This window comes from uncultured Dechloromonas sp., assembly GCF_945957265.1.
Taxonomy (GTDB): Bacteria; Pseudomonadota; Gammaproteobacteria; order Burkholderiales; family Rhodocyclaceae; genus Azonexus.
This window is the reverse complement of the sequence record NZ_CAMFKO010000007.1, coordinates 1-21,545: the sequence shown is the minus strand read 5'-3', so window position 1 is coordinate 21,545 and position 21,545 is coordinate 1. Positions and strand designations below refer to the sequence as shown.

General features: G+C 65.7%; 24 protein-coding genes and 1 riboswitch. Of the genes, 20 read left to right on the top strand and 4 right to left on the bottom strand.

Annotation, left to right across the window (positions count from 1 at the left end; translation table 11 throughout):
* Window positions 1–32: 32 nt before the first annotated feature.
* Window positions 33–2,192 carry a TonB-dependent receptor gene (locus Q0P59_RS05655; RefSeq protein ID WP_295004462.1) on the bottom strand — a complete coding sequence of 720 codons (2,160 nt, stop codon included), beginning with the start codon at window positions 2,190–2,192 and terminating at the stop codon, window positions 33–35.
* A gap of 102 nt (window positions 2,193–2,294) precedes the next feature.
* Window positions 2,295–2,499: riboswitch (cobalamin riboswitch) on the bottom strand.
* 115 nt (window positions 2,500–2,614) lie between these two features.
* Here Q0P59_RS05655 and Q0P59_RS05650 point away from each other — a divergent pair.
* The 4 genes from Q0P59_RS05650 (at window position 2,615) to Q0P59_RS05635 (ending at window position 4,682) form a co-directional block, all read left to right on the top strand.
* A complete protein-coding gene (locus Q0P59_RS05650) occupies window positions 2,615–2,812 on the top strand; it encodes a hypothetical protein (protein WP_150428270.1) in 198 nt (65 codons plus the stop codon).
* 1 nt (window position 2,813) lies between these two features.
* On the top strand, window positions 2,814–3,149 hold the full coding sequence (locus tag Q0P59_RS05645) for a cell division protein ZapA (RefSeq protein ID WP_150428269.1): 336 nt from the start codon (window positions 2,814–2,816) through the stop codon (window positions 3,147–3,149).
* A 274-nt stretch (window positions 3,150–3,423) separates the two neighbouring features.
* Window positions 3,424–3,879, top strand: a complete 456-nt coding sequence (locus tag Q0P59_RS05640; protein ID WP_295004458.1) for an EVE domain-containing protein — start codon at window positions 3,424–3,426, stop codon at window positions 3,877–3,879.
* A complete protein-coding gene (locus Q0P59_RS05635) occupies window positions 3,876–4,682 on the top strand; it encodes a sulfite exporter TauE/SafE family protein (RefSeq protein ID WP_295004657.1) in 807 nt (268 codons plus the stop codon). The genes Q0P59_RS05640 and Q0P59_RS05635 overlap by 4 nt, the downstream gene beginning before the upstream one ends.
* 21 nt (window positions 4,683–4,703) lie before the next feature.
* Here Q0P59_RS05635 and Q0P59_RS05630 read toward each other — a convergent pair whose 3' ends face one another.
* Complete coding sequence (locus Q0P59_RS05630) at window positions 4,704–5,390, bottom strand: GntR family transcriptional regulator (RefSeq protein WP_295004456.1); 687 nt, start codon at window positions 5,388–5,390, stop codon at window positions 4,704–4,706.
* A gap of 195 nt (window positions 5,391–5,585) precedes the next feature.
* Here Q0P59_RS05630 and dctP point away from each other — a divergent pair, with 195 nt between their 5' ends.
* From dctP to Q0P59_RS05575, 11 genes are read left to right on the top strand one after another with little or no spacing between them, the layout of a single operon-like run.
* Window positions 5,586–6,611, top strand: a complete 1,026-nt coding sequence (gene dctP / locus Q0P59_RS05625) for a TRAP transporter substrate-binding protein DctP (protein WP_295004454.1) — start codon at window positions 5,586–5,588, stop codon at window positions 6,609–6,611.
* Window positions 6,608–7,159 (top strand): TRAP transporter small permease, encoded by a 552-nt coding sequence (locus tag Q0P59_RS05620; RefSeq protein ID WP_295004453.1) that lies wholly within the window; start codon window positions 6,608–6,610, stop codon window positions 7,157–7,159. The genes dctP and Q0P59_RS05620 overlap by 4 nt, the downstream gene beginning before the upstream one ends.
* A gap of 1 nt (window position 7,160) precedes the next feature.
* Window positions 7,161–8,516, top strand: coding sequence for a TRAP transporter large permease (locus tag Q0P59_RS05615; protein WP_295004451.1), 1,356 nt, complete (start codon window positions 7,161–7,163; stop codon window positions 8,514–8,516).
* 12 nt (window positions 8,517–8,528) lie between these two features.
* The gene (gene mdcA, locus Q0P59_RS05610) at window positions 8,529–10,181 is read left to right on the top strand and encodes a malonate decarboxylase subunit alpha (RefSeq protein WP_295004449.1); all 1,653 of its coding nucleotides are present in this window, start codon (window positions 8,529–8,531) and stop codon (window positions 10,179–10,181) included.
* A 5-nt stretch (window positions 10,182–10,186) separates the two neighbouring features.
* Window positions 10,187–10,501, top strand: a complete 315-nt coding sequence (gene mdcC, locus Q0P59_RS05605) for a malonate decarboxylase acyl carrier protein (protein WP_295004447.1) — start codon at window positions 10,187–10,189, stop codon at window positions 10,499–10,501.
* A complete protein-coding gene (locus tag Q0P59_RS05600; RefSeq protein ID WP_295004445.1) occupies window positions 10,498–11,391 on the top strand; it encodes a biotin-independent malonate decarboxylase subunit beta in 894 nt (297 codons plus the stop codon). Before mdcC ends, Q0P59_RS05600 begins: the two co-directional genes overlap by 4 nt.
* Complete coding sequence (locus Q0P59_RS05595) at window positions 11,388–12,095, top strand: biotin-independent malonate decarboxylase subunit gamma (protein WP_295004443.1); 708 nt, start codon at window positions 11,388–11,390, stop codon at window positions 12,093–12,095. Before Q0P59_RS05600 ends, Q0P59_RS05595 begins: the two co-directional genes overlap by 4 nt.
* 2 nt (window positions 12,096–12,097) lie before the next feature.
* A complete protein-coding gene (gene mdcG, locus Q0P59_RS05590) occupies window positions 12,098–12,766 on the top strand; it encodes a malonate decarboxylase holo-[acyl-carrier-protein] synthase (protein WP_295004441.1) in 669 nt (222 codons plus the stop codon).
* Window positions 12,759–13,637, top strand: coding sequence for a triphosphoribosyl-dephospho-CoA synthase MdcB (gene mdcB / locus Q0P59_RS05585; RefSeq protein WP_295004439.1), 879 nt, complete (start codon window positions 12,759–12,761; stop codon window positions 13,635–13,637). Before mdcG ends, mdcB begins: the two co-directional genes overlap by 8 nt.
* Before the next feature lie 2 nt (window positions 13,638–13,639).
* A complete protein-coding gene (mdcH, locus tag Q0P59_RS05580) occupies window positions 13,640–14,551 on the top strand; it encodes a malonate decarboxylase subunit epsilon (protein WP_295004437.1) in 912 nt (303 codons plus the stop codon).
* Window positions 14,552–14,596: 45 nt separating this feature from the next.
* Window positions 14,597–15,403, top strand: coding sequence for a sulfite exporter TauE/SafE family protein (locus Q0P59_RS05575; protein WP_295004655.1), 807 nt, complete (start codon window positions 14,597–14,599; stop codon window positions 15,401–15,403).
* A gap of 12 nt (window positions 15,404–15,415) precedes the next feature.
* Here the strand turns inward: Q0P59_RS05575 and Q0P59_RS05570 are convergent, their stop codons facing one another.
* Window positions 15,416–16,192 carry an enoyl-CoA hydratase-related protein gene (locus Q0P59_RS05570; protein WP_295004435.1) on the bottom strand — a complete coding sequence of 259 codons (777 nt, stop codon included), beginning with the start codon at window positions 16,190–16,192 and terminating at the stop codon, window positions 15,416–15,418.
* 118 nt (window positions 16,193–16,310) lie between these two features.
* Here Q0P59_RS05570 and Q0P59_RS05565 point away from each other — a divergent pair, with 118 nt between their 5' ends.
* From Q0P59_RS05565 to Q0P59_RS05550, 4 genes are all read left to right on the top strand, one after another.
* Entirely contained in the window at window positions 16,311–16,631 is a 321-nt protein-coding gene (locus Q0P59_RS05565) for a DUF485 domain-containing protein (protein WP_295004433.1), read from the top strand.
* Window positions 16,631–18,304: a cation acetate symporter gene (locus Q0P59_RS05560; RefSeq protein WP_295004431.1), complete on the top strand. Its 1,674-nt coding sequence runs from the start codon at window positions 16,631–16,633 to the stop codon at window positions 18,302–18,304. The genes Q0P59_RS05565 and Q0P59_RS05560 overlap by 1 nt, the downstream gene beginning before the upstream one ends.
* Before the next feature lie 122 nt (window positions 18,305–18,426).
* Window positions 18,427–18,945, top strand: a complete 519-nt coding sequence (locus tag Q0P59_RS05555; RefSeq protein WP_295004429.1) for a PAS domain-containing protein — start codon at window positions 18,427–18,429, stop codon at window positions 18,943–18,945.
* Window positions 18,920–20,206 (top strand): methyl-accepting chemotaxis protein, encoded by a 1,287-nt coding sequence (locus Q0P59_RS05550; RefSeq protein ID WP_295004427.1) that lies wholly within the window; start codon window positions 18,920–18,922, stop codon window positions 20,204–20,206. Before Q0P59_RS05555 ends, Q0P59_RS05550 begins: the two co-directional genes overlap by 26 nt.
* A 14-nt stretch (window positions 20,207–20,220) precedes the next feature.
* On the opposite strand, the gene Q0P59_RS05545 is transcribed toward Q0P59_RS05550, so the two are convergent.
* Complete coding sequence (locus Q0P59_RS05545) at window positions 20,221–20,892, bottom strand: GntR family transcriptional regulator (protein WP_295004653.1); 672 nt, start codon at window positions 20,890–20,892, stop codon at window positions 20,221–20,223.
* A gap of 157 nt (window positions 20,893–21,049) precedes the next feature.
* On the opposite strand from Q0P59_RS05545, the gene Q0P59_RS05540 reads away from it, so the two are divergent.
* On the top strand, window positions 21,050–21,545 hold a 496-nt coding region (locus tag Q0P59_RS05540), incomplete at its 3' end, for a methylmalonyl-CoA mutase family protein (RefSeq protein WP_295004425.1).

Sequence of the window (21,545 nt, the reverse complement as noted above, 5' to 3'; positions counted from 1 at the left end):
TAATGCTTGAATAACAGTGAGATAGCTCCGGGTTAATACTTGTAGGTCAGCGACGCGAACCAGGCGCGGCCGGGTGCAGCGTAGTACGAGAAATACTCCCGGTCGAGCAGGTTGCTGACGGCCAGCGAGGCAGTCAGTTCCTTGTTGAAGCGGTAGCTCAGCTTGCTGTCGACGACGAAATAGGCGTCATAGGCCTTGTACACGCCAACGGCGGCATCGGCATTGGCGTCGTCCGAGTATTGCTTGCTGGCGTAGCGGCCGCTGCTCGACAGCAGCCAGTTGCCGTGGCGCCTTTCGAAGCCGATGCTGGCCTGTTTTTCCGGCAGGCCGGTCAGGCGCTTGCCGACCGACGATGGCGAGGCGTTGTTTTCCAGCATCTCGCTGTGCGTATAGGTGAAATTGGCGAACACCCGGTTGTCGGCATCGAAATGATGCGTCACGCTGAACGTGATGCCATCGGTCCGGGCCTTGCCGGCGTTGATGCGCAGGCGGACATCCTTGCCGCCGGGGCCGGGCTTGCGCGGGCCGAGGTAGATCAGGTTGTCGATCTCGTTGTAGAAATAGGTGGCGCGGATTTCGCCGCCATGCCAGGCGCGCCAGTCGCCGCCGAGCTCCCAGGACTTGACGGTTTCCGGCTCCAGCGCCGGGTTGGCGCTGATGTTGTAGGTGGTCAGTGTGGAGCTGCGATACAGGTCGTACACTGTTGGCGCATGGAAGGCCTTGCCGGCCGAGGTGCGCAGCGTGAAGGCGTCGGTGACGCGCCACGAGGCCCCCAGCTTCGGGCTCCATGCCGAGGCGGTTCGCTCGGCATGGCTGTAGATGCCCGAGGGGTCGCTGCTCTGGCCGTTGGCGTTGAGCCAGTGGTCGTAACGCAGGCCCCCCTGCAGCGTGAGATTGGGCGCCAGCAGCCAGTTGTCCTGGAGGTAGGCACCATTCAGGTACATCTTGCCGGAGGCCGACGAATAGAGGGCAGTCTTCGATTCGGGGTTGCCCCAGTTGCTGAGCGTGTAGTCCTTGGTGTCCGCCGAGTCCTGACGGTAGGCGTAGCCGACGGTCAGGTCGTGGGCGCCGAGCGAGGCATTCCAGTAGGTGTCGAGGGTCGTCGACTCCGACGGACTGTCGCTGATGCGGCCCGGGCCGCCGAAGGCCGTTCCGGTGGTGGCGATGATGAAGGAATTGGCCGTCACGTCGGTGTGGCTGGCCAGCACGTTCAGGCGGCCGATTCCCAGCTTGCTGTCGAAGCCGGCGTGGAATATCTGGCGGCTGTAGTCGCTGTCGCCACCGGCAAACGAGACGCTGTAGACGGGCGTACCGGTTGCATTGCTGCGCACGAAGGATTGCGGTGCGCCATAGCCGTAGTGGTAGTCCTGCAGCAGCCAGCCGGCGCGCCAGGTGAAATCGGTGTCGACCCGTTGCTCGAGCTTGAGCGAGGCGCCGTGCTCCTTCCAGGTGTTGTCGCCTTTCTGCCCGAGCAGGAAGGTTCCCGCGCCCATTTCGCTGCTGGTCGGGATGGCGCCGTTCGAATTGGCCGGGCGACTGCCGGTGACCCATTCGCTGCGATAACCGTTGGTTTGTCCCCAGTTGCCGGTGAAGCGGATCGCCAGCCCGTTGTCCAGCCGGGTTCCGGCATGGATGTAGGCTTTCTGGACATCGGCTGCCGCCTTGCCCGACTCGAAGGCATCGCCATAGCCGACGTTGAAGCCGAACTCGGTGCGGGTCGGCATGCGGGTCACGAAGTTGACTACGCCGCCCATCGCATTGCCGCCGTACAGGGAAGACATCGGCCCGAAGAGTATTTCGGTCTGGCGAATCGAGTCGGTCGGTATGCCGCCGAGCAGGACGCTGCCGGCGTAGCCATCGGTCATGGCCACGCCGTCGAGCAGGACGAGCGCGCGGCGGTCGCTGGGAATGCCGCGCAGCGCGAAGCCCGGCGCCGTTTGCAGCGGGCCCTTGCCGGTCGATACGAATACCCCTGCCGTGGTGTTGAGGATGTCGGTCAGGCGATCGGTTTGCCTGGCCTCGATTTCCTTGGCGCCGATGACCACGGTTTCGCCGGTCGCGTGTTCGAGCAGTTGCGCGCTGCGATTCGCCGTGACGACAAGCGTGTCGAGCGTTTGTTGGGCGGAGGCAACGGAGGCCTGTCCGAAGGCCGTGATCAGGCCGAGCGCGATGGGTCGCAAATGGATATTCATGGTTTTCCCCTCCAGGCACGCGTCCCCGCATGCCGGAATGCATCAAAAGAAGGTGCGCGAGCGGGATTGGCCAGAAAATCCGGCGCCACCACCCCGTGGCACTTCGACATTTTTGTCCCAGGCCGGTATCCGGGCTGGCAAGTCTTGACGTATCGCCTTCCCGGGTTTTCCCAGTGGCCTTGTGATACGCCCGCACTTGCTTACCGTTGCGGGGGCAGCAGCGGAATGGTCTTTTTGAGACGCACCGCTTTCCCGTTTAACCGCGCTTGGAGATTCCGCGCGCAGCACCTGACACGGCGCGCATTCTACATTCAACTCCGTTGCGGCGCATCAGCCGTTTCGCGGCAAACTTCTATAAACCACTTTGAGAATAAAGGCTTAGTCCTTGACCATGCGGCGTTTTAGACTCTATAGTTCGCGCCATGAACGTCGAACTAGATACCCTTGAAGCCAAGATCGAGCAGGTTGTCGCCCTGGTTCACCAGTTGCGTGCCGAGAATGAGGTTTTGAGAAACCAGATGGTCGCCGCCGAGGCCGAGCGGCTGCATTTGCGTCAGACCATGACCGCCGCGCGCGAGCGTCTCGAAGGTCTGATGGACAAGATTCCCGAGGATGCCTGAGATGAGTCTGGAGCCGAATTTCCTCGACGTGAAGATCATGGGGCGCGAATACCGTGTCGCCTGCGGCCCGGAAGAGCGCGATGCGCTGCTCGCCGCGGTCGATCTGGTCGACGGCAAGATGCGCGAGATCGCCCAGCGCACCAAGAACACCATCGCCGAACGCGTTGCCGTGATGGCTGCGCTCAACATCGCTCACGAGCACCTGTCGGGTGCCGGAACGGGTGAGCAAAAAGAGTTCGTGGAAGCGGTTGATACTTCCGAAACGAAGCGTAGAATCGGCGACATGGGAGCGCGGCTGGATGCCGTGCTGGCACCCCAGCAGCGGCTGGACATCTGATCCGGACGTTGTTGGCGCACCCGCCTAGTGTTCCCTGCGGTGTTTGTTAAGGCCATACATTCCTTGAACCAATGCTGATTGGCATCGGTTGCGGACCGTTGAAACCGCTGTTGTGCGCGCTCTTTACGAGTGTGCCTGATGCGGGAGGAAAGCAGCCACTCTGAACCCAGGTTCAGGATGCCGGCCTGACGGCACTCGCGGGGGCCTGTATTTGCAGTAAAAGCAACGGGTGGCAGATGCGTCTGCCACCCGTTTCCATTTTGGAGTGCGTGCGATGCAGTACTGGTTGATGAAGTCGGAGCCCGACGAGGTTTCAATCGACGATCTGCAACGGCTGGGCAGCGTTCCCTGGTTCGGCGTGCGTAACTACCAGGCGCGCAATTTCATGCGTGACGCGATGAACGTCGGCGATCTGGCCTTCTTCTATCATTCCGGCTGCGCCGAGCCGGGTATTGCCGGCCTCTGCGAGGTCTGTTCGGCGCCGTATCCGGATGCCACGCAGTTCGACCCCGCCAGTCCCTACCACGATCCGAAATCCGCTGCGGACAATCCTCGCTGGCTGCTCCGGGATGTCCGTTTCGTGCGCCAGACCCGCTATCTGCCGCTGAGCGAACTGCGTGCGCACGCGGAACTTGCTAACATGCGCCTCCTTGCCCGCGGCAACCGGCTGTCGATCACGCCGGTGACGGTCGACGAATGGGCCTTCATCAACCGCCTCTTGGCAGAATAATCATGACGATCTGGTGGCTTACCTACCCCCTGCTGGGTATCTTTGGCGGTTTCGTCGCCGGCTTGTTCGGTGTCGGCGGCGGGCTGACGCTGGTGCCTTTCCTCTACATGCTGTTCGTCGCCCAGGGGTTTCCGGCGGACCATGTGATGCACCTGGCCCTCGGCACCTCGATGGCGACCATCGTCTTCACGTCGATTTCGAGCATGCGGGCGCACCACGGCCATGGCGCGGTGCGCTGGGATATCGTGCGCAGCATGGCGCCCGGCCTGGTGCTGGGCACCTTCGGCGGCTCGCTGTGCGTCGGCCTGGTGCCGACCGGGCCGATGACGGCGATCTTCGTGGTCATCGTCTATTACGCCTCCATGCAGATGATGCTCGATTTCAAGCCCAAGGCGCATCGCCAGATGCCGGGGGATGCCGGGCGTTTCGTCGCCGGCGGCATCATCGGCGTCATTTCCAGCCTGGTGGCGGCCGGCGGCGGCTTCCTGTCGGTGCCCTTCATGCTGTTCTGCAATGTCGCCGTCCATCAGGCGGTCGGTACCTCGGCCGCACTCGGTTTTCCCATCGCCGTGGCCGGCGCCATCGGCTACATGGTTTCTGGCTGGAACGATACCGGCCTGCCGCAGTACGCCTTCGGCTATATCTATTTGCCGGCCTTCTTCGGCATCGTGGTGATGAGCATCACCATGGCGCCGTTCGGCGCCCGGCTGGCGCATCGCCTGCCGGTCAAGAAGCTGAAGCGGATGTTCGGCGCCTTCCTGGCGCTGCTCGCCACCAAGATGCTGTTCAGCCTGATCGGCTGAATAGGGCCGGATAACGCCGGCTCAGCTGCCGGCGTTGAAGTCGCGCAGGGTGGCGACGAGGTCGGCGAAGCGTTCGCCCTGCACGGTGACGTGCGAGCGCAACAGGGAGGCGGCCAGGTCGCTGTCGCCCTTGATGATGGCGTCGACAATGGCCTGGTGCTCGTTGAACGAGGTGCTCATCCGGTTGCGCACGCGCAGCTGCAGGCGGCGATAGGGGCGCAGGCGGCGGTGCAGGGCGCTGGCCTGTTCGGCGAGGAAGCCGTTGTGGCTGGCTTCGTAGATGCGCTGATGGAAAACCTCGTTCAACTGGTAATAGACATCCGGCTGACTCGCATCGCGGGCGGCTTCGCAGGCCTTGTGGGCTTCCTGTAGCCCCAGCTGTTCGGCCGGGGTGATCCGGCGGGCCGCCAGGCGGCCGCACATGGCCTCCATCTCGGCCATCAATTCAAACATTTCGCAGATCCGGTCGGCGCCGACTTCCGGCACCGTCGCGCCGCGCCGCGGCCTGATCTCGATCAGGCCGGCCGAGGCGAGCTGGATCAGCGCTTCCCGGACCGGGGTGCGCGACACCCCGAAGGTCGTCGCCAGTTCCTGCTCGTCGAGGCGGGTGCCGGGGGGGTAAACCCCGGTGACGATGCGTTCTTCTATTTGTTCGCCGAGTCGTTCGGACTGGCGGGTTCCTGGTTGAAGTTCGACGGGGCTGTTCATGGCGGAGGTGTCCTGCATCGGTTGTTGATTGAATTATACGAAAATAGTTGACGAGTATTCAATCATTCCATATCTTGTATACACAACGGTGATATTTGAACACAAACGATACGAGTCCTGTATTCCAGTTGAATGGATAAACAGACCAGCGAGGATCACCGACGACTGAAGCTTATCCATCTGGAGGAGATAACCATGAACGAGACTCGGCGCAATATCCTGAAGGGCCTGGCCGCAACGCCGGCCCTTGCCCTTTCCCCCAACCTGCTCTGGGCGCAAGCCGCCGCCGAGCTGAAGATTTCCCATCAGTTCCCGGGCGGCAGCGCCACCGAGGGCGATTTCCGCGACCGCCTGTGCCGTCGCTTTTCGGCCGAGATCGCCAAGCGCAGCAACGGCGCGCTGAAAGGCACCGTCTATCCGGGCTCCTCGCTGATGAAGACCAACGCCCAGTTCAGCGCGGTCAGGAAGGGCGCGCTCGACATGACCCTGGTGCCGCTGTCCTACGCCGGCGGCGAAGTGCCGGAAACCAACATCGGCCTGATGCCGGGCGTCGTCACCTCGTATGAGCAGGCGGTGAGCTGGAAGAAGGCCGAGGTCGGCAAGGCGCTGGCCAACATCCTGGCCGACAAGGGCGTGCTGATCGTGTCGTGGATCTGGCAGGCCGGCGGCGTCGCCAGCCGCAGCAAGCCGATCATCGAGCCGGAAGACGCCAAGGGGCTGAAGGTGCGCGGTGGCAGCCGCGAAATGGACATGGTGCTGAAGGCCGCCGGTTCCACCGTGCTGACCCTGCCTTCCAACGAAATCTACGCCGCGATGCAGACCGGCGCGCTGGATGCGGCGATGACCTCGTCGACCAGCCTGATCTCCTTCCGTCTGGAGGAAGTCGGTAAGGCGCTGACCACCGGGCGCGGCAAGACCTATTGGTTCATGTTCGAGCCGCTGCTGATTTCGCGCGCCGTCTTCGAGCGCATGCCCAAGGCGCAGCAGGATCTGATCATGGCCGTCGGCGCCGAGATGGAAGCCTTCGCGCTCGAAGGCGCCAAGGCCGACGACCAGGCGGTCGCCGCGGTGTACCAGAAGGCCGGCGGCAAGGCCTACGACATGACCGACGCGACGGTGAAGAAGTGGCAGGCCATCGCCCGCGACACGGCCTGGAAGGACTTTGCCGGCAAGAACGAAAGCTGCGCCCGCATCCTGAAGCTGGCGGAGGCGACGCTGTGAGCCACGGCTTCGAACTGGAGGGCGCCGTCAAGGCGCCGGAGATTCCGGTCGGCGGGCTTCTGGCCGCCATCGACCGGGTGTTGCAGTGGGTGCACACGGCGATCATGTTCCTGTCGTCGGGCGCCTTGCTGGCCGCTTCGCTGATCCTGTGCAGCAGCGTCTTCCTGCGCTATTTCCTGAAGGTGCCGACCGACTGGCAGGACGAGATGTCGGTCTTCCTGCTCGTCGGCGCCACCTTCATGTGCGCCGGCTACGTGCAGTCGCAGCGCGGCCATATCGGCATCGAGGCGCTGGCCGGCATCCTGCCGCCCCTGGTCAATCGGCTGCGCCTGGTGTTCTGCGACCTGGTCTCCTTCGCCTTCTGCGCCTTCTTCTCGTGGAAATCCATGCTGATGCTGCACGAAGCCTGGGTCGACGGCCAGACCACCTCCTCCGCCTGGGCGCCGCCCCTGTGGATTCCCTACGGCTTCATGACCACCGGCATGATCCTGCTGTCGCTGCAGATCCTGCTCCAGCTGGTCGCCGGCATCGTTCGCAAGGAGAACTGAGATGGCCGAATCCACCATCGGTATTCTGTACGGGCTGGGCACCCTGGTCGTGATGTTCTCCGGCATCCCGATCGCCTTCGCCCTCGGCACCATCGCCGTGCTCTTCATGTTGATGTTCATGCCCGCCGCCGCCACCGACACGATCACCCAGAACGTGTTCGAGGAAATGGCCAACATCACCCTGCTGTCCATCCCGCTGTTCATTCTCAAGGGTGCAGCCATCGGCCGCTCGCGGGCCGGCGCCGACCTCTACCTGGCGATCCACGCCTGGATGCACAAGATTCCCGGCGGCCTGGGCATCGCCAACGTCTTCGCCTGCGCCCTGTTCGCGGCGATGGCCGGCTCCAGCCCGGCGACCTGTTCCGCCATCGGCGGCGCCGGCATCCCGGAAATGCGCTCGCGCGGCTACTCGCCGGGCTTCGCGGCCGGCATCATCGCCGCCGGCGGTACGCTCGGCATCCTGCTGCCGCCGTCGATCACGATGATTCTCTTCGCCGTCGCCGCCGAGCAGTCGCTGGGCCGCCTCTTCCTCGCCGGCATCGGGCCGGGGCTGATGCTGGTCTTCCTCTTCGCCGGCTACGCCGTCGTCCGCTTCAAGCAGGAATACAGCCAGGCGCTCGACGTGTGGCATTCGGGCGGCGCCAAGTCGGCCTACCTCGACGAAATGCGCATGAGCCGCGCCGACAAGACGCGCATGCTGCCGCGCGTCATTCCCTTCCTGGTCCTGCTCATCGGCGTCATGGCGGCGCTCTACGGCGGCTATGCGACGCCGTCGGAAACCGCCGGCCTCGGCGGCATCCTGGCCCTGGTGCTGATCGCCGGCATCTACGGCGTGTGGCGCCCGGCGCAGCTGAAGCCCATCCTCAACAGCACGCTGAAGGAATCGACCATGTTGATGTTCATCATCGGCATGTCGCTGCTCTACTCCTACGTGATGAGCTACCTGCACATCAGCCAGGGGGCGGCCGAATGGATCGTCGGCATGCACCTGTCGAAGTGGCTGCTGCTCGCCGCCATCCTGGTCTTCGTCGTCGTCCTCGGCTTCTTCCTGCCGCCGGTGTCGATCATTCTGATGACCGCGCCGATCATCCTGCCGCCGCTCAAGGCCGCCGGCTTCGACCTGATCTGGTTCGGCATCGTGATGACCGTGGTCATGGAGATGGGCCTGATCCACCCGCCGGTCGGCCTCAACATCTTCGTCATCAAGAACGTCGCGCCGGACATCCCGCTCAAGGACATCGTCTGGGGGGTCATGCCCTTCGTCGGCCTGATGTTCCTCGCCGTGATCCTGCTCTGCCTGTTCCCGGGCATCGCCACCTGGCTGCCGGACCTGGTCATGGGCCCGGCCACCAGCTAAAGGGCGACCATCATGAACGCACCGCATCCCCGCAACTGGGACAGCCTGCGCCAGAGCCGCGGCCGCCGCCTGGAAAGGGCGGCCGCCGTCGGCCTCGGCAAGGCGGTTCCCGCCGAACGCATCGTCGATCTGCTCGAAGCCGTCATCCAGCCGGGCGACCGCGTCTGCCTGGAAGGCAACAACCAGAAGCAGGCCGACTTTCTCTCCGAATCGCTGGCCGATTGCGATCCGGCCCGCATCAACGACCTCGGCATGGTCCAGTCAGTCCTGGCTCTTCCCAGCCATGTGGACCTTTTCGAGCGCGGCCTGGCAAGCCGCCTCGACTTTTCCTTCAGCGGCCCGCAGGGCGCCCGGCTGGCCAAGCTGGTCCAGCAGCAGCGCATCGAGATCGGCGCCATCCACACCTATCTCGAGCTGTTCGGCCGCTACTTCCTCGATCTGACGCCGAACGTGGCGCTGATCGCCGCGCAGGCGGCCGATGCCGAGGGCAACCTCTACCTCGGGCCGAATACCGAGGACACGCCGGCCATCGTCGAGGCCACCGCCTTCAAGGGCGGCATCGTCATCGCCCAGGTCAACGAGCGCCTCGACAAGCTGCCGCGCGTCGACGTGCCGGCCGACTGGGTCGATTTCACGGTCCTGGCGCCCAAGCCGAACTACATCGAGCCGCTGTTCACCCGCGATCCGGCGCAGATCACCGAGGTCCAGGTGCTGATGGCGATGATGGCGATCAAGGGCATCTACGCCGAGTACGGCGTCACCCGGCTGAACCACGGCATCGGCTTCGACACGGCGGCGATCGAGCTGCTGCTGCCGACCTACGCCGCCGAACTCGGCCTCAAGGGCAAGATCTGCACGCACTGGGCGCTGAACCCGCACCCGACGCTGATCCCGGCCATCGAATCCGGCTTCGTCCAGTCGGTGCACAGCTTCGGCTCGGAAGTCGGCATGGAAGCCTACGTCGCCGCCCGTTCCGACGTCTTCTTCACCGGCGCCGACGGCAGCATGCGTTCCAACCGGGCGTTTTCGCAGACCGCAGGTCTCTACGCCTGCGACATGTTCATCGGCTCGACGCTGCAGATGGATTTGGCCGGCAACAGTTCGACCGCCACGCTGGGCCGCATCACCGGCTTCGGCGGCGCGCCGAACATGGGCTCCGACCCGCACGGCCGCCGCCACGCCAGCCCGGCCTGGCTCAAGGCCGGGCGCGAGGCGGCCGGGCCGAACGCCATCCGCGGCCGCAAGCTGGTGGTGCAGATGGTCGAATCCTTCCGCGAGCACATGGCGCCGGTCTTCGTCGAGGAACTCGACGCCTGGCAGCTGCAGAAAGTCATGGGCGCCGATCTGCCGCCGATCATGATCTACGGCGACGACGTCAGCCACATCGTCACCGAGGAAGGCATCGCCAACCTGCTGCTCTGCCGCACGCCGGAAGAGCGCGAGCAGGCCATCCGCGGCGTCGCCGGCTTCACGCCGGTCGGCCTGGCCCGCGACCAGGCGATGGTCGAGAACCTGCGCGACCGCGGCATCGTCCGCCGCGCCGAAGATCTCGGCATCGACCCCCGCATGGCCAGCCGCGACCTGCTCGCCGCCCGCTCCGTCAAGGATCTGGTGCGCTGGTCGGGCGGCCTGTACAACCCGCCTTCCCGCTTCCGCAACTGGTGACCGCCATGGAAACACTCGAATACCGTTTTGCGTCGGCGCCGGCCGCAGCAGCCGAAACGCCCGCCCTGTGCGGCGTGGTCGGCTCCGGCAACCTGGAAATCCTGGTCACGCCGGGTGCCGAGGCGCAAAGTTGCGCGATCTCGGTCAAGACCTCGGCGCGCGGCTTCGGCGACATCTGGCAGGCCGTGCTTGCCGCCTTCGCCGCCAGCCATGCCGCCGGCGGCACCCGGATCGCCATCAACGACATGGGGGCGACCCCGGCCGTGGTCAGCCTGCGCCTCGGCCAGGCTCTGGCCGACTATCAGGGAGGTGGGCAATGAGCATTCCGCGCCACAGTTACTTCGAGGCGACGGCGCGCCGTCGCCTGGCCGGCCTGCTCGACGCCGGCAGCTTCCGCGAAATCCTGCCGCCGGCCGAGTCGACGCCCAGCCCGCACCTGGCCAGCCTCGACCTGCCAGGCGCCTTCGACGATGGCGTGATCGTCGGCAGTGGCCGGCTGGCCGGCAAGCCGGTGCTGGTCATCTCCCAGGAAGGGCAGTTCATGGGCGGCGCCGTCGGCGAAATCCACGGCGCCAAGATCGTCGGCCTGCTGCGCCGTGCCGTGGCCGAAAAGCCGGCCGCCGTGCTCTTCCTCATCGACTCCGGTGGGGTGCGCCTGCACGAGGCCAATGCCGGGCTGATCGCCATTTCGGAGATCATGCGCGCCGTGCTCGCCACCCGCGCCGCCGGCGTGCCGGTGCTGGCGCTGGTCGGCGGCAGTTGCGGCGCCTTCGGCGGCATGGGCATCGTCGCCAAGCTGTGCTCGGCCATCCTGATTTCCGAGGAAGGTCGCCTCGCGCTGTCCGGGCCGGAGGTCATCGAAACCGTCGCCGGCGTCGAGGAATTCGACGCCAAGGACCGCGCGCTCGTCTGGCGCGTCACCGGCGGCAAGCACCGCTACCTGATGGGCGATTGCGCCGCGCTGGTCGAGGACGACATCGCCAGCTTCGCCGCAGCGGCCGGCGCCTGGCTGGCCGGGCAGCAGGAAGCGGGGCCGTCGCTGGCCGCGCTGCGCGCCACGCAGACGCAACTTGAAAACCGCGTCGCCGCCTATGCGGCCTATCGCGACGGCTTGCAGGTGTGGGCGGCGCTCGGGGTGCAGAACCCGGAAAGCGTCCCGCTGCTCGACCGCGACAGCCTGGTCGCCATCAAGGAAGGATTGCCGACATGAGTCTCACGCCTCTTCTCGATACGCTGTTCCCGCAGGGGCATCGCGTGCAGGTCGCCGGCCAGGTGATCACCGGCGAAGCGACGACGGCCGAAGGCGCCGTCGCCGTGCTCGGCACCACCGACGCGGCCGCCATCGACCACCGGATGGCGCTGGCCCTGGCCGGTTTCGTGCTCGACACCGTCGAGCGCTACCCGGGCCGCCCGCTGGTCTTCCTGGTCGATACCAGCGGCCAGGCCCTGTCGCGCAGCCAGGAATTGCTGTGCCTCAACGGTTCGCTGGCCCACCTCGCACAGTGCGTCGACCTGGCGCGCCGGCAGGGCCATCGCTCGCTCAGCCTGGTCACCGCCAATGCAGTCAGCGGCGGCTTCCTGTCCTTCGGGCTGATGGCCGACCGCGCCTACGCGCTGGCCGAGGCGCAAGTGCGGGTCATGGACCTGCGCGCCATGGCGCGGGTGACCAAGATCGACCACGAGCGCCTGCTCAGGCTGGCCGAGGTCTCGCCCATCTTCGCGCCGGGGGCCGAGAGCTACCGCCGCATGGGTGCCATCGAAGCCATCTGGGCCGAACCGGATGCCGGCTTGCTGAGCGCCGCGCTGGCCGAAGCCGACGCCAGCGACCGGCGCATGGCGGAAGGGCGGTCCCGCGGCGGCCGGCAACTGGCCGAGGTGGTGGCGCACACCGTCGAAATGGCCGTGGCGGCCTGAGCATGCGCCGCCACGACCGGGTTTTCCTGGTGCCCGGGGCGTCCTTCCGCCCGGCCTGCGCCGAACTCGAAGCGGGCGTGCAGGCCGCCGTCCGGCAGTGGATCGACGCCGGGCGGCCCCTGGTGGCGGCCCGTCAGGCATCGGGGCAAGCGGGCGTCCTGCTCGGGCTGACCCTGCCGACGGCGCAGGGGCGCCACCGCGTCGGGCTGCGGGTGGCGCGGCAGGATGTCGCCGCCACGCGCGCACCCCTGTCGGTGGCGCAATGCCTGTCGCGTTTGCCGGCGACCGAGGCCGAGGCCTTGTCGCACCTCGCCGCAAGCTTGGCCAAGCTCGGCATCGAAGCCGGCGTTTACGGCTCCCTGGCCTGGGAGGTCATCGCCGATGCCGCCTATCGCCATGCCGAATCCGATATCGACCTGATTTGCGATGTAAACAGCCTGTCCCAGCTTTGCGTGACCCTGGCCGCCCTGCGCCAGTGCGCCGCCAGCCTGGGCGGCAGGCTGGATGGCGAAATCCGCCTGCCGAACGGCGATGCCGTGGCCTGGAAGGAACTGGACCGGCAGATCGATTCGCCGCAGGCCGGCGTGCTGGTCAAGGGGGCGCAGGCCGTCGGCTTGCTGACCGTACAGGACTTCTTGGCTGGCTTGGTCGAGGAGCGCCGCCGTGCCTGAGCTGCGTCGCTTATCGGTCGATTCCCGGCGCGCCGGGTGCGTCGATCCGGATGCCGCCGCCATCGGCCGGCTGGCCATCCGCAGCCTGTACCGCGAGGTCGCCCTGCCGATCAAGCCCGGCCTGGTCGGGCCGCAGGGCTCGGGCAGCCATGAGGACATGGACTACCGGACTTTCGTGCGCAGCCTGCAATCGCTGCGCGGCTATTTCCCGGCGATTGCCGCAGCCGGGGCGGGCCGCCCGGGCTTCGCACCGCTCAAGACCCTGGGCATCGTCGCCGAAAACGCCATGCTGGCGGCGACCGGCGGCATCAACACGCATCGCGGCGCCATTTTCAATCTCGGCCTGCTGTGCGCGGCGGCCGGCTGGCTGCTCTCTGCCGGCGAAAAACCCCTGCCCGACACGGTCTGCGCGCTCGTCGGCCGGGCGTGGGGGCCGGCCATCCTCGCCGGCGACGCACCGGCTGCGCCGGTCAGCCACGGGCAATGGGTGGCCCGGCGCCATGGCGCCGGTGGCGCGCGCCACGAGGCAGCGCGCGGCTTTCCGGCGGCGACCGGGGTCGGCTTGCCGGCCTATCGGCATGCCCTGGAGCTGACCGGCGATGGCGAAGCGGCAGCCACCCAGGCCCTGTTCGCGCTGATGGCGGAACTGGAAGATACCAACCTGCTGTGGCGCGGCGGCCGGGAAGGGCTGGACTGGGCGCGGCAGGCCGCGGCCGGATTCCTGGCGGCCGGCGGCGTGGGCGCCGCCGACTGGCGGGCGCGGGCGGCGGATATCGACCGCCAATTCACCGCCCGTCGCCTCAGCCCGGGCGGCAGCGCCGACCTGCTCGGCGTCACGCTCTTCCTCGCCGACCTCGGCCGGGCGGGCTGAGCATGCGTCTCGCCCTGCTCTTCAGCGGCCAGGGGAACCAGCGCCCCGAGCACTGGCGGCAGGTCAGCCGGGAACGCGCACGCTGGCCGGACGATTTGCCGGCGATCATCCCCGGTATCGACGATCCGGAAGCCGGCAACGATATGGAAATGCTGTCCCGCAACGTCGTCGCCCAGCCCTTGATCTTCGCCCAGCAGATGGCTGTCTGGGCGGATTTGCGCGAACTCGTGCCGCGCCCGGTCGCGGTGGCCGGCTATTCGCTGGGCGAAATGGCCGCCTGCTGCGCTGCCGGGGTGTTTTCGCCCGAGACCGGTCTGCGCCTGTGCCGCCAGCGCGCCGTGGCGATGGATGCCGCTGTGCGGGGTGAATACGCGATGCTCGCCGTGCTCGGCCTCGACGATGCCGCGCTCGAGGCGATGGCGGCGCAACTGGGCGTCGCGCTGGCCATTCGCAATGCGCCGCGCCACGCGGTCGTCGCCGGTCCGCGACCGGCCATCGAGCGGGCGGCCGAACGCTTCGCGGCGGCGGGCGCCTCGCGGCTGGTGTCGCTGGCGGTGCGCACGCCCTCGCATACGCCCTGGCTGGACGCGGCGGCCGAGGCCTTCCGGCAGCAGCTGGCGGCCTTGCCCGACAGGCGCCTGATGCTGCCCGTCCTCAGCGCCATCGACGGCCAGCCGTCGCGCAGCGCGCAGGCGGCGCTCGATGCGCTGGCCCGGCAAATCCGTTCGCCGCTCGACTGGGCGGCCTGCCTGCATGGCATCCGCGAACTGCAGCCCGACGTCGTGCTGGAGATCGGTCCCGGCAATGCCCTGAGCAAATTGTTCGCCGAGTTGGCGCCGGAGATACCGGTGCGCGCCAGCGACGATTTCCGCTCGTCGGCCGGGATAGTCGACTGGCTGCGGCGTTACGCCTGATAAGATTCAGGGTTTCCTGATATAGATTCGACGGTTCCCCGCGTGATTCCTATCGATGTCGTTCTGGCCTACCTGGCGACCGGTGCCGTGGCCGGCTTTTTCGCCGGCCTGCTCGGGGTCGGCGGCGGGGTCGTCGTCGTGCCGGTGCTGACGATCATCTTCGGCGCCCAGGGTTTCCCGGCGCGCGAGGTGCTGCACCTGGCGCTCGGCACGTCGATGGCGACCATCCTGTTCACCTCGCTGTCCAGCCTGCGCGCCCATCATGCCCACGGGGCGGTGCTGTGGCCGGTGATGCGCCGGCTGACTCCGGGCATCCTGCTCGGCACCCTGTTCGGCGCCCAGCTGGCGGCCAGGATTTCCTCGCAGGCGCTGTCGATCTTCTTCGTCGCCTTCATGATCATGGTCGCTGTCCAGATGATCGCCAACCTGCGCCCGCAGCCGACGCGCAGCCTGCCGGGCCGGGGCGGCCTGGGCCTGGCCGGCGGGGTGATCGGCACCGTCGCCAGCCTGGCCGCGATGGGCGGCGGGGCGCTGACCGTGCCCTACCTGATCTGGTGCAACGTGCGCCCGCACCAGGCGATCGGCACCTCGGCGGCGGTCGGCCTGCCGATCGCGCTCGGCGGCACCCTCGGCTATCTGTGGAACGGCTGGGGGCATCCCGAACTGCCGGCCGGCAGCCTCGGCTTCCTCTACCTGCCGGCGCTGGGCATCATCCTGGTCGCCAGCGTGCTGGCCGCGCCGCTGGGAGCTCGGCTGGCCCACCGCCTGCCGGTCAAGGTGCTCAAGCGCGTCTTCGCCGGCCTGCTGCTGATCCTCTCCGCCAAGATGTTGTGGAGCCTGTACGGCACCTAGCCGGCCCGGCGGTCAGCGCGCCTTGAATACCGGCTTGCGCTTTTCCAGGAAGGCGGCCAGCCCTTCCTTGTAGTCCTCGGTTTGCAGGAAGGCGAAAGACTCGGCCTTTTCTGCGTCGGTCAGCGGCCGGCCGTCGAGCAGGCGGCGTATCCACTGCTTGTGCCAGCCGGCGACCAGCGGGGCGCCGGCGCAGATGCGGCGGGCGGTGGCGTAGGCTTCGCCGACCACGTCGCTGTCGGCGACAACCCGCGTCAGCAGGCCTTTTTCATAGGCTTCCGGGGCCTGCATGATGCGCCCTTCGAGAAGGATTTCCTTGACCACGGTCGGCCCGAGCAGGCGGAGCAGGCCTTCCATTTCTCCCGGATACATCGAAAAACCCAGGCGGTTGATCGGCGCCCCGAAGCGGGCGCTCTCGCCGGCGATGCGGAAGTCGCAGACGCCGGCGATCTCCAGCCCGCCGCCGATGCAGGCGCCGCTGATCAGCGCCACCGTCGGGTGCGGGCAGTCGGCAATGGCGTTGAGGGCCTTGGCGACCTCGCCGTGATAGTCGAGGGCCTGCGCCAGGGTGGCGCGCCCGGTGACGAATTCCTCGAGGTCGCCGCCGGCGGCAAAGGCCTGGTCGCCGGCGCCGCGCAGGATGATGCAGCGGATTCCGGCGTCGGCGCTGAGGCGCCCGACCTGTTCGGAAAGCTGCTGCCACATGGCCCGGTTGATGGCGTTCAGCTTGTCGGGATTGTTCAGTGTCAGGGTCGCGATTTCGCCCTGAACGTCGAGGTCGATCTTACTCATGTGCTTGCTTTCTTTCGGTTTAATACGAAATAGGGGGGCCGGGTTTATGTCTGCCGAGTCTTCTATAAGATATAATTATTGATGCAATTTGTACTAATTATTAATAAGGGAGATAGCGATGAGCAGCGCGATGTATGAGCGGATGCGGGCAAATCCGAAGTTCCAGGACCTGGTTGCCCGTCGGGGGCGGTTTGCGTGGACCCTGGCTTTCATTGTCCTGGCCATGTTCTATGGCTTCGTGATGGTTGTTGCCTTCAATCCGTTGTCCTTGGGGCAGCCGATTGCCGAAGGGTCGAAGGTGACGGTGGGGATCGCCGTCGAACTCTTCATGTTCATTTTCTTCTGGGTGCTGACCGCAGTGTACGTCAAGCGCGCGAATAGCGAATTCGACGCCTTGACGCAGGAGATCGTCAAGGAAGCCTGGAAGGAGAACAAATAATGAACCGCTTGACTCGAATCGCTGCCGCCGCCGGCCTCGTTGCCGCCGCGGCCACCGCCTTCGCCGGCGGCCCGCTGGAAGGCATCACCGAAAAGCAGGCCACCAACTGGCACGCCATCATCATGTTCTGCATCTTCGTCGCGATGACGATGGGCATTACCTACTGGGCCGCCTCGCGCACCAAGTCGACGTCCGACTTCTACACCGCCGGCGGCGGCATCACCGGCTTCCAGAACGGCCTGGCCATCGCCGGCGACTACATGTCGGCGGCCACCCTGCTCGGTCTGACCGCCATGGTCTATACCCAGGGCTATGACGGCTATATCTACATGCTGTGCTTCTTCGCCGGCTGGCCGATCATCCTCTTCCTGATGGCCGAACGCCTGCGCAACCTGGGCAAGTTCACCTTCTCCGACATCACCGCCTATCGCCTCGACCAGGGCAAGGTGCGCACGATGGCCGCGATTTCGTCGCTGACCGTCGTCTGCTTCTACCTGATCGCCCAGATGGTCGGCGCCGGCCAGTTGATCAAGCTGCTCTTCGGCCTGGACTACAACACGGCGATCTTCGCCGTCGGCATCCTGATGATGGTGTACGTCACCTTCGGCGGCATGGTCGCCACCACCTGGGTGCAGATCATCAAGGCCTGCATGCTGCTGTCGGGCGGCACGCTGGTGATGTTCCTGGCGATGAGCCAGTTCGACTTCTCCTTCACCAAGCTGCTGGAAAGGGCAACCGCGGTCCACAAGTTGGGCGACAAGCTGATGTATCCGGGCGCCCTGCTCAAGGACCCGGTCACCGCCATTTCGCTGGGCCTCGGCCTGATGTTCGGCACCGCCGGCCTGCCGCACATCCTGATGCGTTTCTTCACCGTGACCGATGCCAAGGAAGCCCGCAAGTCGGTGCTCTACGCCTCCGGTTTCGTTGCCTACTTCTTCAACGTCATCTTCCTGATGGGCCTCGCCGGTATCCTGATCGTCGGCCAGAACCCCGAGTTCTTCGAAGGCGGCACGGTTGGCGGCAAGCTGATTGGCGGTGGCAACATGGTCGCCATGCACCTGGCCAAGGCGGTCGGCGGCAACATGCTGCTGGGCTTCCTGGCGGCCGTGGCCTTCGCCACCATCCTGGCCGTCGTGTCCGGCCTGGCACTGGCCGGCGCCTCGGCGATCTCGCACGACATCTATGCCCGCGTGATCATGAAGGGTCAGGCATCCGAAGCGACCGAGATCCGCGTCTCCAAGATCGCCACCATCTGCCTCGGTGCCGTCGCCATCGTGCTCGGCATCCTGTTCGAGAAGCAGAACATCGCCTTCATGGTCGGCCTGGCCTTCGGCGTGGCGGCTGCCGCCAACTTCCCGGTGCTCATCCTGTCCATGTACTGGAAGGGCCTGACGACACGCGGCGCCCTGTTCGGCGGTTACGGCGGCCTGGTTTCCGCCGTGCTGTTCGTGCTGTTCTCGAAGTCGGTGTGGGTCGACGTGCTGGGCAACAAGGCTGCACTGTTCCCCTACACTCAGCCGGCACTGTTCGCGATGCCGATTGCCTTCCTGCTCGCCTACATCTTCTCGAAGACCGATTCCAGCGTGCGCGCGGGACAGGAAATCGAGGCCTTCGAAGACCAGTATGTCCGCGCCCAGACCGGTTTCGGCGCGGCTTCGGCCAGCAACCACTAAACCGTTCAGGTTTCGCCAAAACCCCGGCAGCGCAGGCTGCCGGGGTTTTTTTACGCCCGGCTTCCGACGACATGTTGAAAAACTACGATTTATAGTAAATTCGCAAGAATCGGAGGGGCGCAATGAAGAGAGCCATTCAACCAAGCAACGTCGAACGCAAGATGCGGGAAAACGATTTCATCGTTTCCAAAACCAACCCCAAGGGCATCATCACCTATGGAAACCCGATATTCATCGAGTTTTCCGGGTATTCCGAGGCAGAACTGCTCGGTTCGCAGCACAACATCATCCGGCATCCCGACATGCCACGCGCGGCCTTCAAGCTGGCCTGGGACACCATACAGTCCGGCAAGGAGTTCTTCGCCTACGTCAAGAACATGTCCAAGGATGGCGGTTTCTACTGGGTATTCACCCACATCACGCCGGATGTCGACGCCAACGGCCAGATCGTGGGCTATACCTCGGTGCGCCGCTGTCCGTCGGCCGAGGCGGTCGCCAAGATCGAGCCGGTCTATCGGGCCATGCTGGCCGCGGAAAAGGCAGCCGGGGCGCGTTCGGCCATCGAGGCCGGTACGGCGGTCCTGGTCGACATCATGAAACAGACCGGAATGAGCTATGAAGAACTGGTTTTCTCCCTTTAAGCGCAAGCTGCTGCTCGCCTTCCTGCTGGTGCTGGCCGGAGGAATGGCTTTTGTATCGGCGTCGGCGGTGATCGGGGCCGCGCTCGCCGCCCTGCTGGTCCTGCTGTGGCCGGGGGCGGAATCGCGGGCCGATCTCGCCAAGGTCGACGACCTGTTGCGCAAGATGGGTAGCGGCCAGCTGGTTGCCCGCCTGCCGCATCGCCTCGACGATCCCATGCTGGAGGCGATCCGGGTGAACCTGAACGCCGTGCTCGATCAGACCGAGACGGCGTTTCGCGAAATCCTCGGCGCGATGCAGGCTTCGTCGAGCGGAAATACCGTCCGTCGCCTGCAATTGCCCGGATTGCACGGCACCTTCCGCAGCGTTCTCGAGCAGATGCAACAACTGCTCGATCATCTCGAGGAGGCGCAGGAGTCCATTGCCCGCGAAGCCCTGCTGTCGCGGATTTTCCTGCGTTCGGAGCGCGGCTTGTCGCTGGCGATCGAGCACGTCGATCAGGCCCTGCGCGAAGTGGGCGGAAATTCACGCAGCTCGCGAACCCTGGCCGCCAGTTTCGGGGAGTCGGCCAGCGGCATGTCGGCGGCGGCCCAGCGCATGTCGGAAGCCATGGGCGAGGCGCAGCAGGCGGCGGAAGGGGGCGCCGGGGCGCTCGACGACCTGAATGCAAAAACGGCCGATATCCAGCTGCTGACGACCCGGATCGACGGCATTGCCAAGCAGACCAATCTGCTGGCCCTGAACGCGGCCATCGAAGCGGCGCGGGCCGGCGAGGCGGGCAGGGGCTTCGCGGTGGTCGCCGACGAGGTGCGCAAGCTGGCCGACCAGGCCCAGCATTCGGCAGAGGAAATATCGGCAGCCATCGCGGCGATCATGCTGTCGATGCAATCGGCAACGACGGAAATCGGCGCGCTGAAGGCCTCGGTGTCCGAAGCGCGGCAGACCGCGTTCGAATTCAGCAGCGAACTGGCCAGTTCGGCGTCGTCGGCCAACCAGGTCTGCGAGCTGGTGACGACGATCGAGGCGGGCGCCAGCGCCATGGAATCGTCGATGGGGCTGGTGGCGACGGCGCAGCGAGCGAGGGCTGACGCCACGTCGATCCTGCACGGTCAGGAGGTGAACGTCGCGTCGCTGTCGGAGATGGAGCAGGAGGCCGTCAAGATTGCCCGCTCGCGCCGCTGGGTCAAGGGCAGCCAGGACCGCGAGGCGCTGGTGGCAATCTACGACAGGTTGTTCGCCGGCATCGAAAGCCGGATGCGTTGATCCGCAGGGCCCGATCAGGCGGCCTTCGGCGTCTTTGCATCCATCCTGGCCAGCGCTTCGCGACCGGACAGCAGGTGATCGTGCATCAGCTTCTCCGCCTTGGTCGCGTCGCTGGCGGCCACGGCGGCCATGATCAGGCGGTGCTCGTCGAGCGACTGCTGCAGGCGCCCTTCGAGCGACAGCGAATGGAGGCGGGATAGCTTCAGCACCTTGCGCAGGTCCTGGATGACCGACAGCAGCCAGCGGTTGCCGGACAATTCCTGGATGCGCTTGTGGAATTCCTGGTTGGCCTCGAAAAAGGCATCGATACGGCCGTCGCGGGCGGCGCTTTCAAGACGGGCATGGATGTCCTGCAAGGCCGCGATGTCGCCCGACTTGGCATTGCGGACCGCCTCGGCGGCGCAACGCCCTTCCAGCATCGCCATCAGCGGGAAGATGTCGTCGAGGTCCTGCCGGGAAATCTCGGTGACGTAGCAGCCGCGGCGGGGGCGAAGCTCGACGAGGCCTTCGGAGGCGAGAACCTTGAGCGCCTCGCGCAAGGGCGTACGCGAAATACCGTACTGTTCGGCGAGTTTCTGCTCGTCTATCCAGGTGCCCGGGGTCAGTTCGTGGGCAAAAATGCGTTGGCGAAGGCGTTCGGCAACTTCCTGGTAGAGCGCGGTGGGTGCGATGCGGGTCATTGTGATGTGGTCTCGGTGGAGAAATCGGTGCATTGCCGACTTGCTTCCATAATTATGGATACAGTATTATGTGTCACTTGGTATGTCAAGCGAAGTTCAAAAGCGTAGAATTTTGAATTCTGCATCATCGGCCGAAAAAAATCGAATCAGCTAGGGGTGTCTCATGTCAGAAAAGTTCTTTGATTCCAACAACCTGGATGCCTGGGAAAAGGCAGCCGCCAAGCAGTCACCGGGTGGCGACGTTAACAACCTGGTCTGGAATACCCCCGAAGGACTGGTTGTAAAGGCCCTGTATACCAAGAAGGACGTTGAGAACCTCGAGTTCGCCGATACCCTGCCCGGTGTCGCGCCCTTCCTGCGCGGCCCGCAGCCGACCATGTATGCCGTCAAGCCGTGGACCATCCGCCAGTACGCCGGCTTCTCCACCGCCGAGGCCTCCAACGCCTTCTACCGCAAGGCGCTCGCCGCCGGCGGCCAGGGCGTGTCGGTCGCCTTCGACCTGGCGACGCACCGCGGCTACGACTCGGACAATGCCCGCGTCACCGGCGACGTCGGCAAGGCCGGCGTGGCGATCGACTCCGTCGAAGACATGAAGATCCTGTTCGACGGCATCCCGCTCGACAAGATTTCCGTGTCGATGACCATGAACGGCGCCGTGC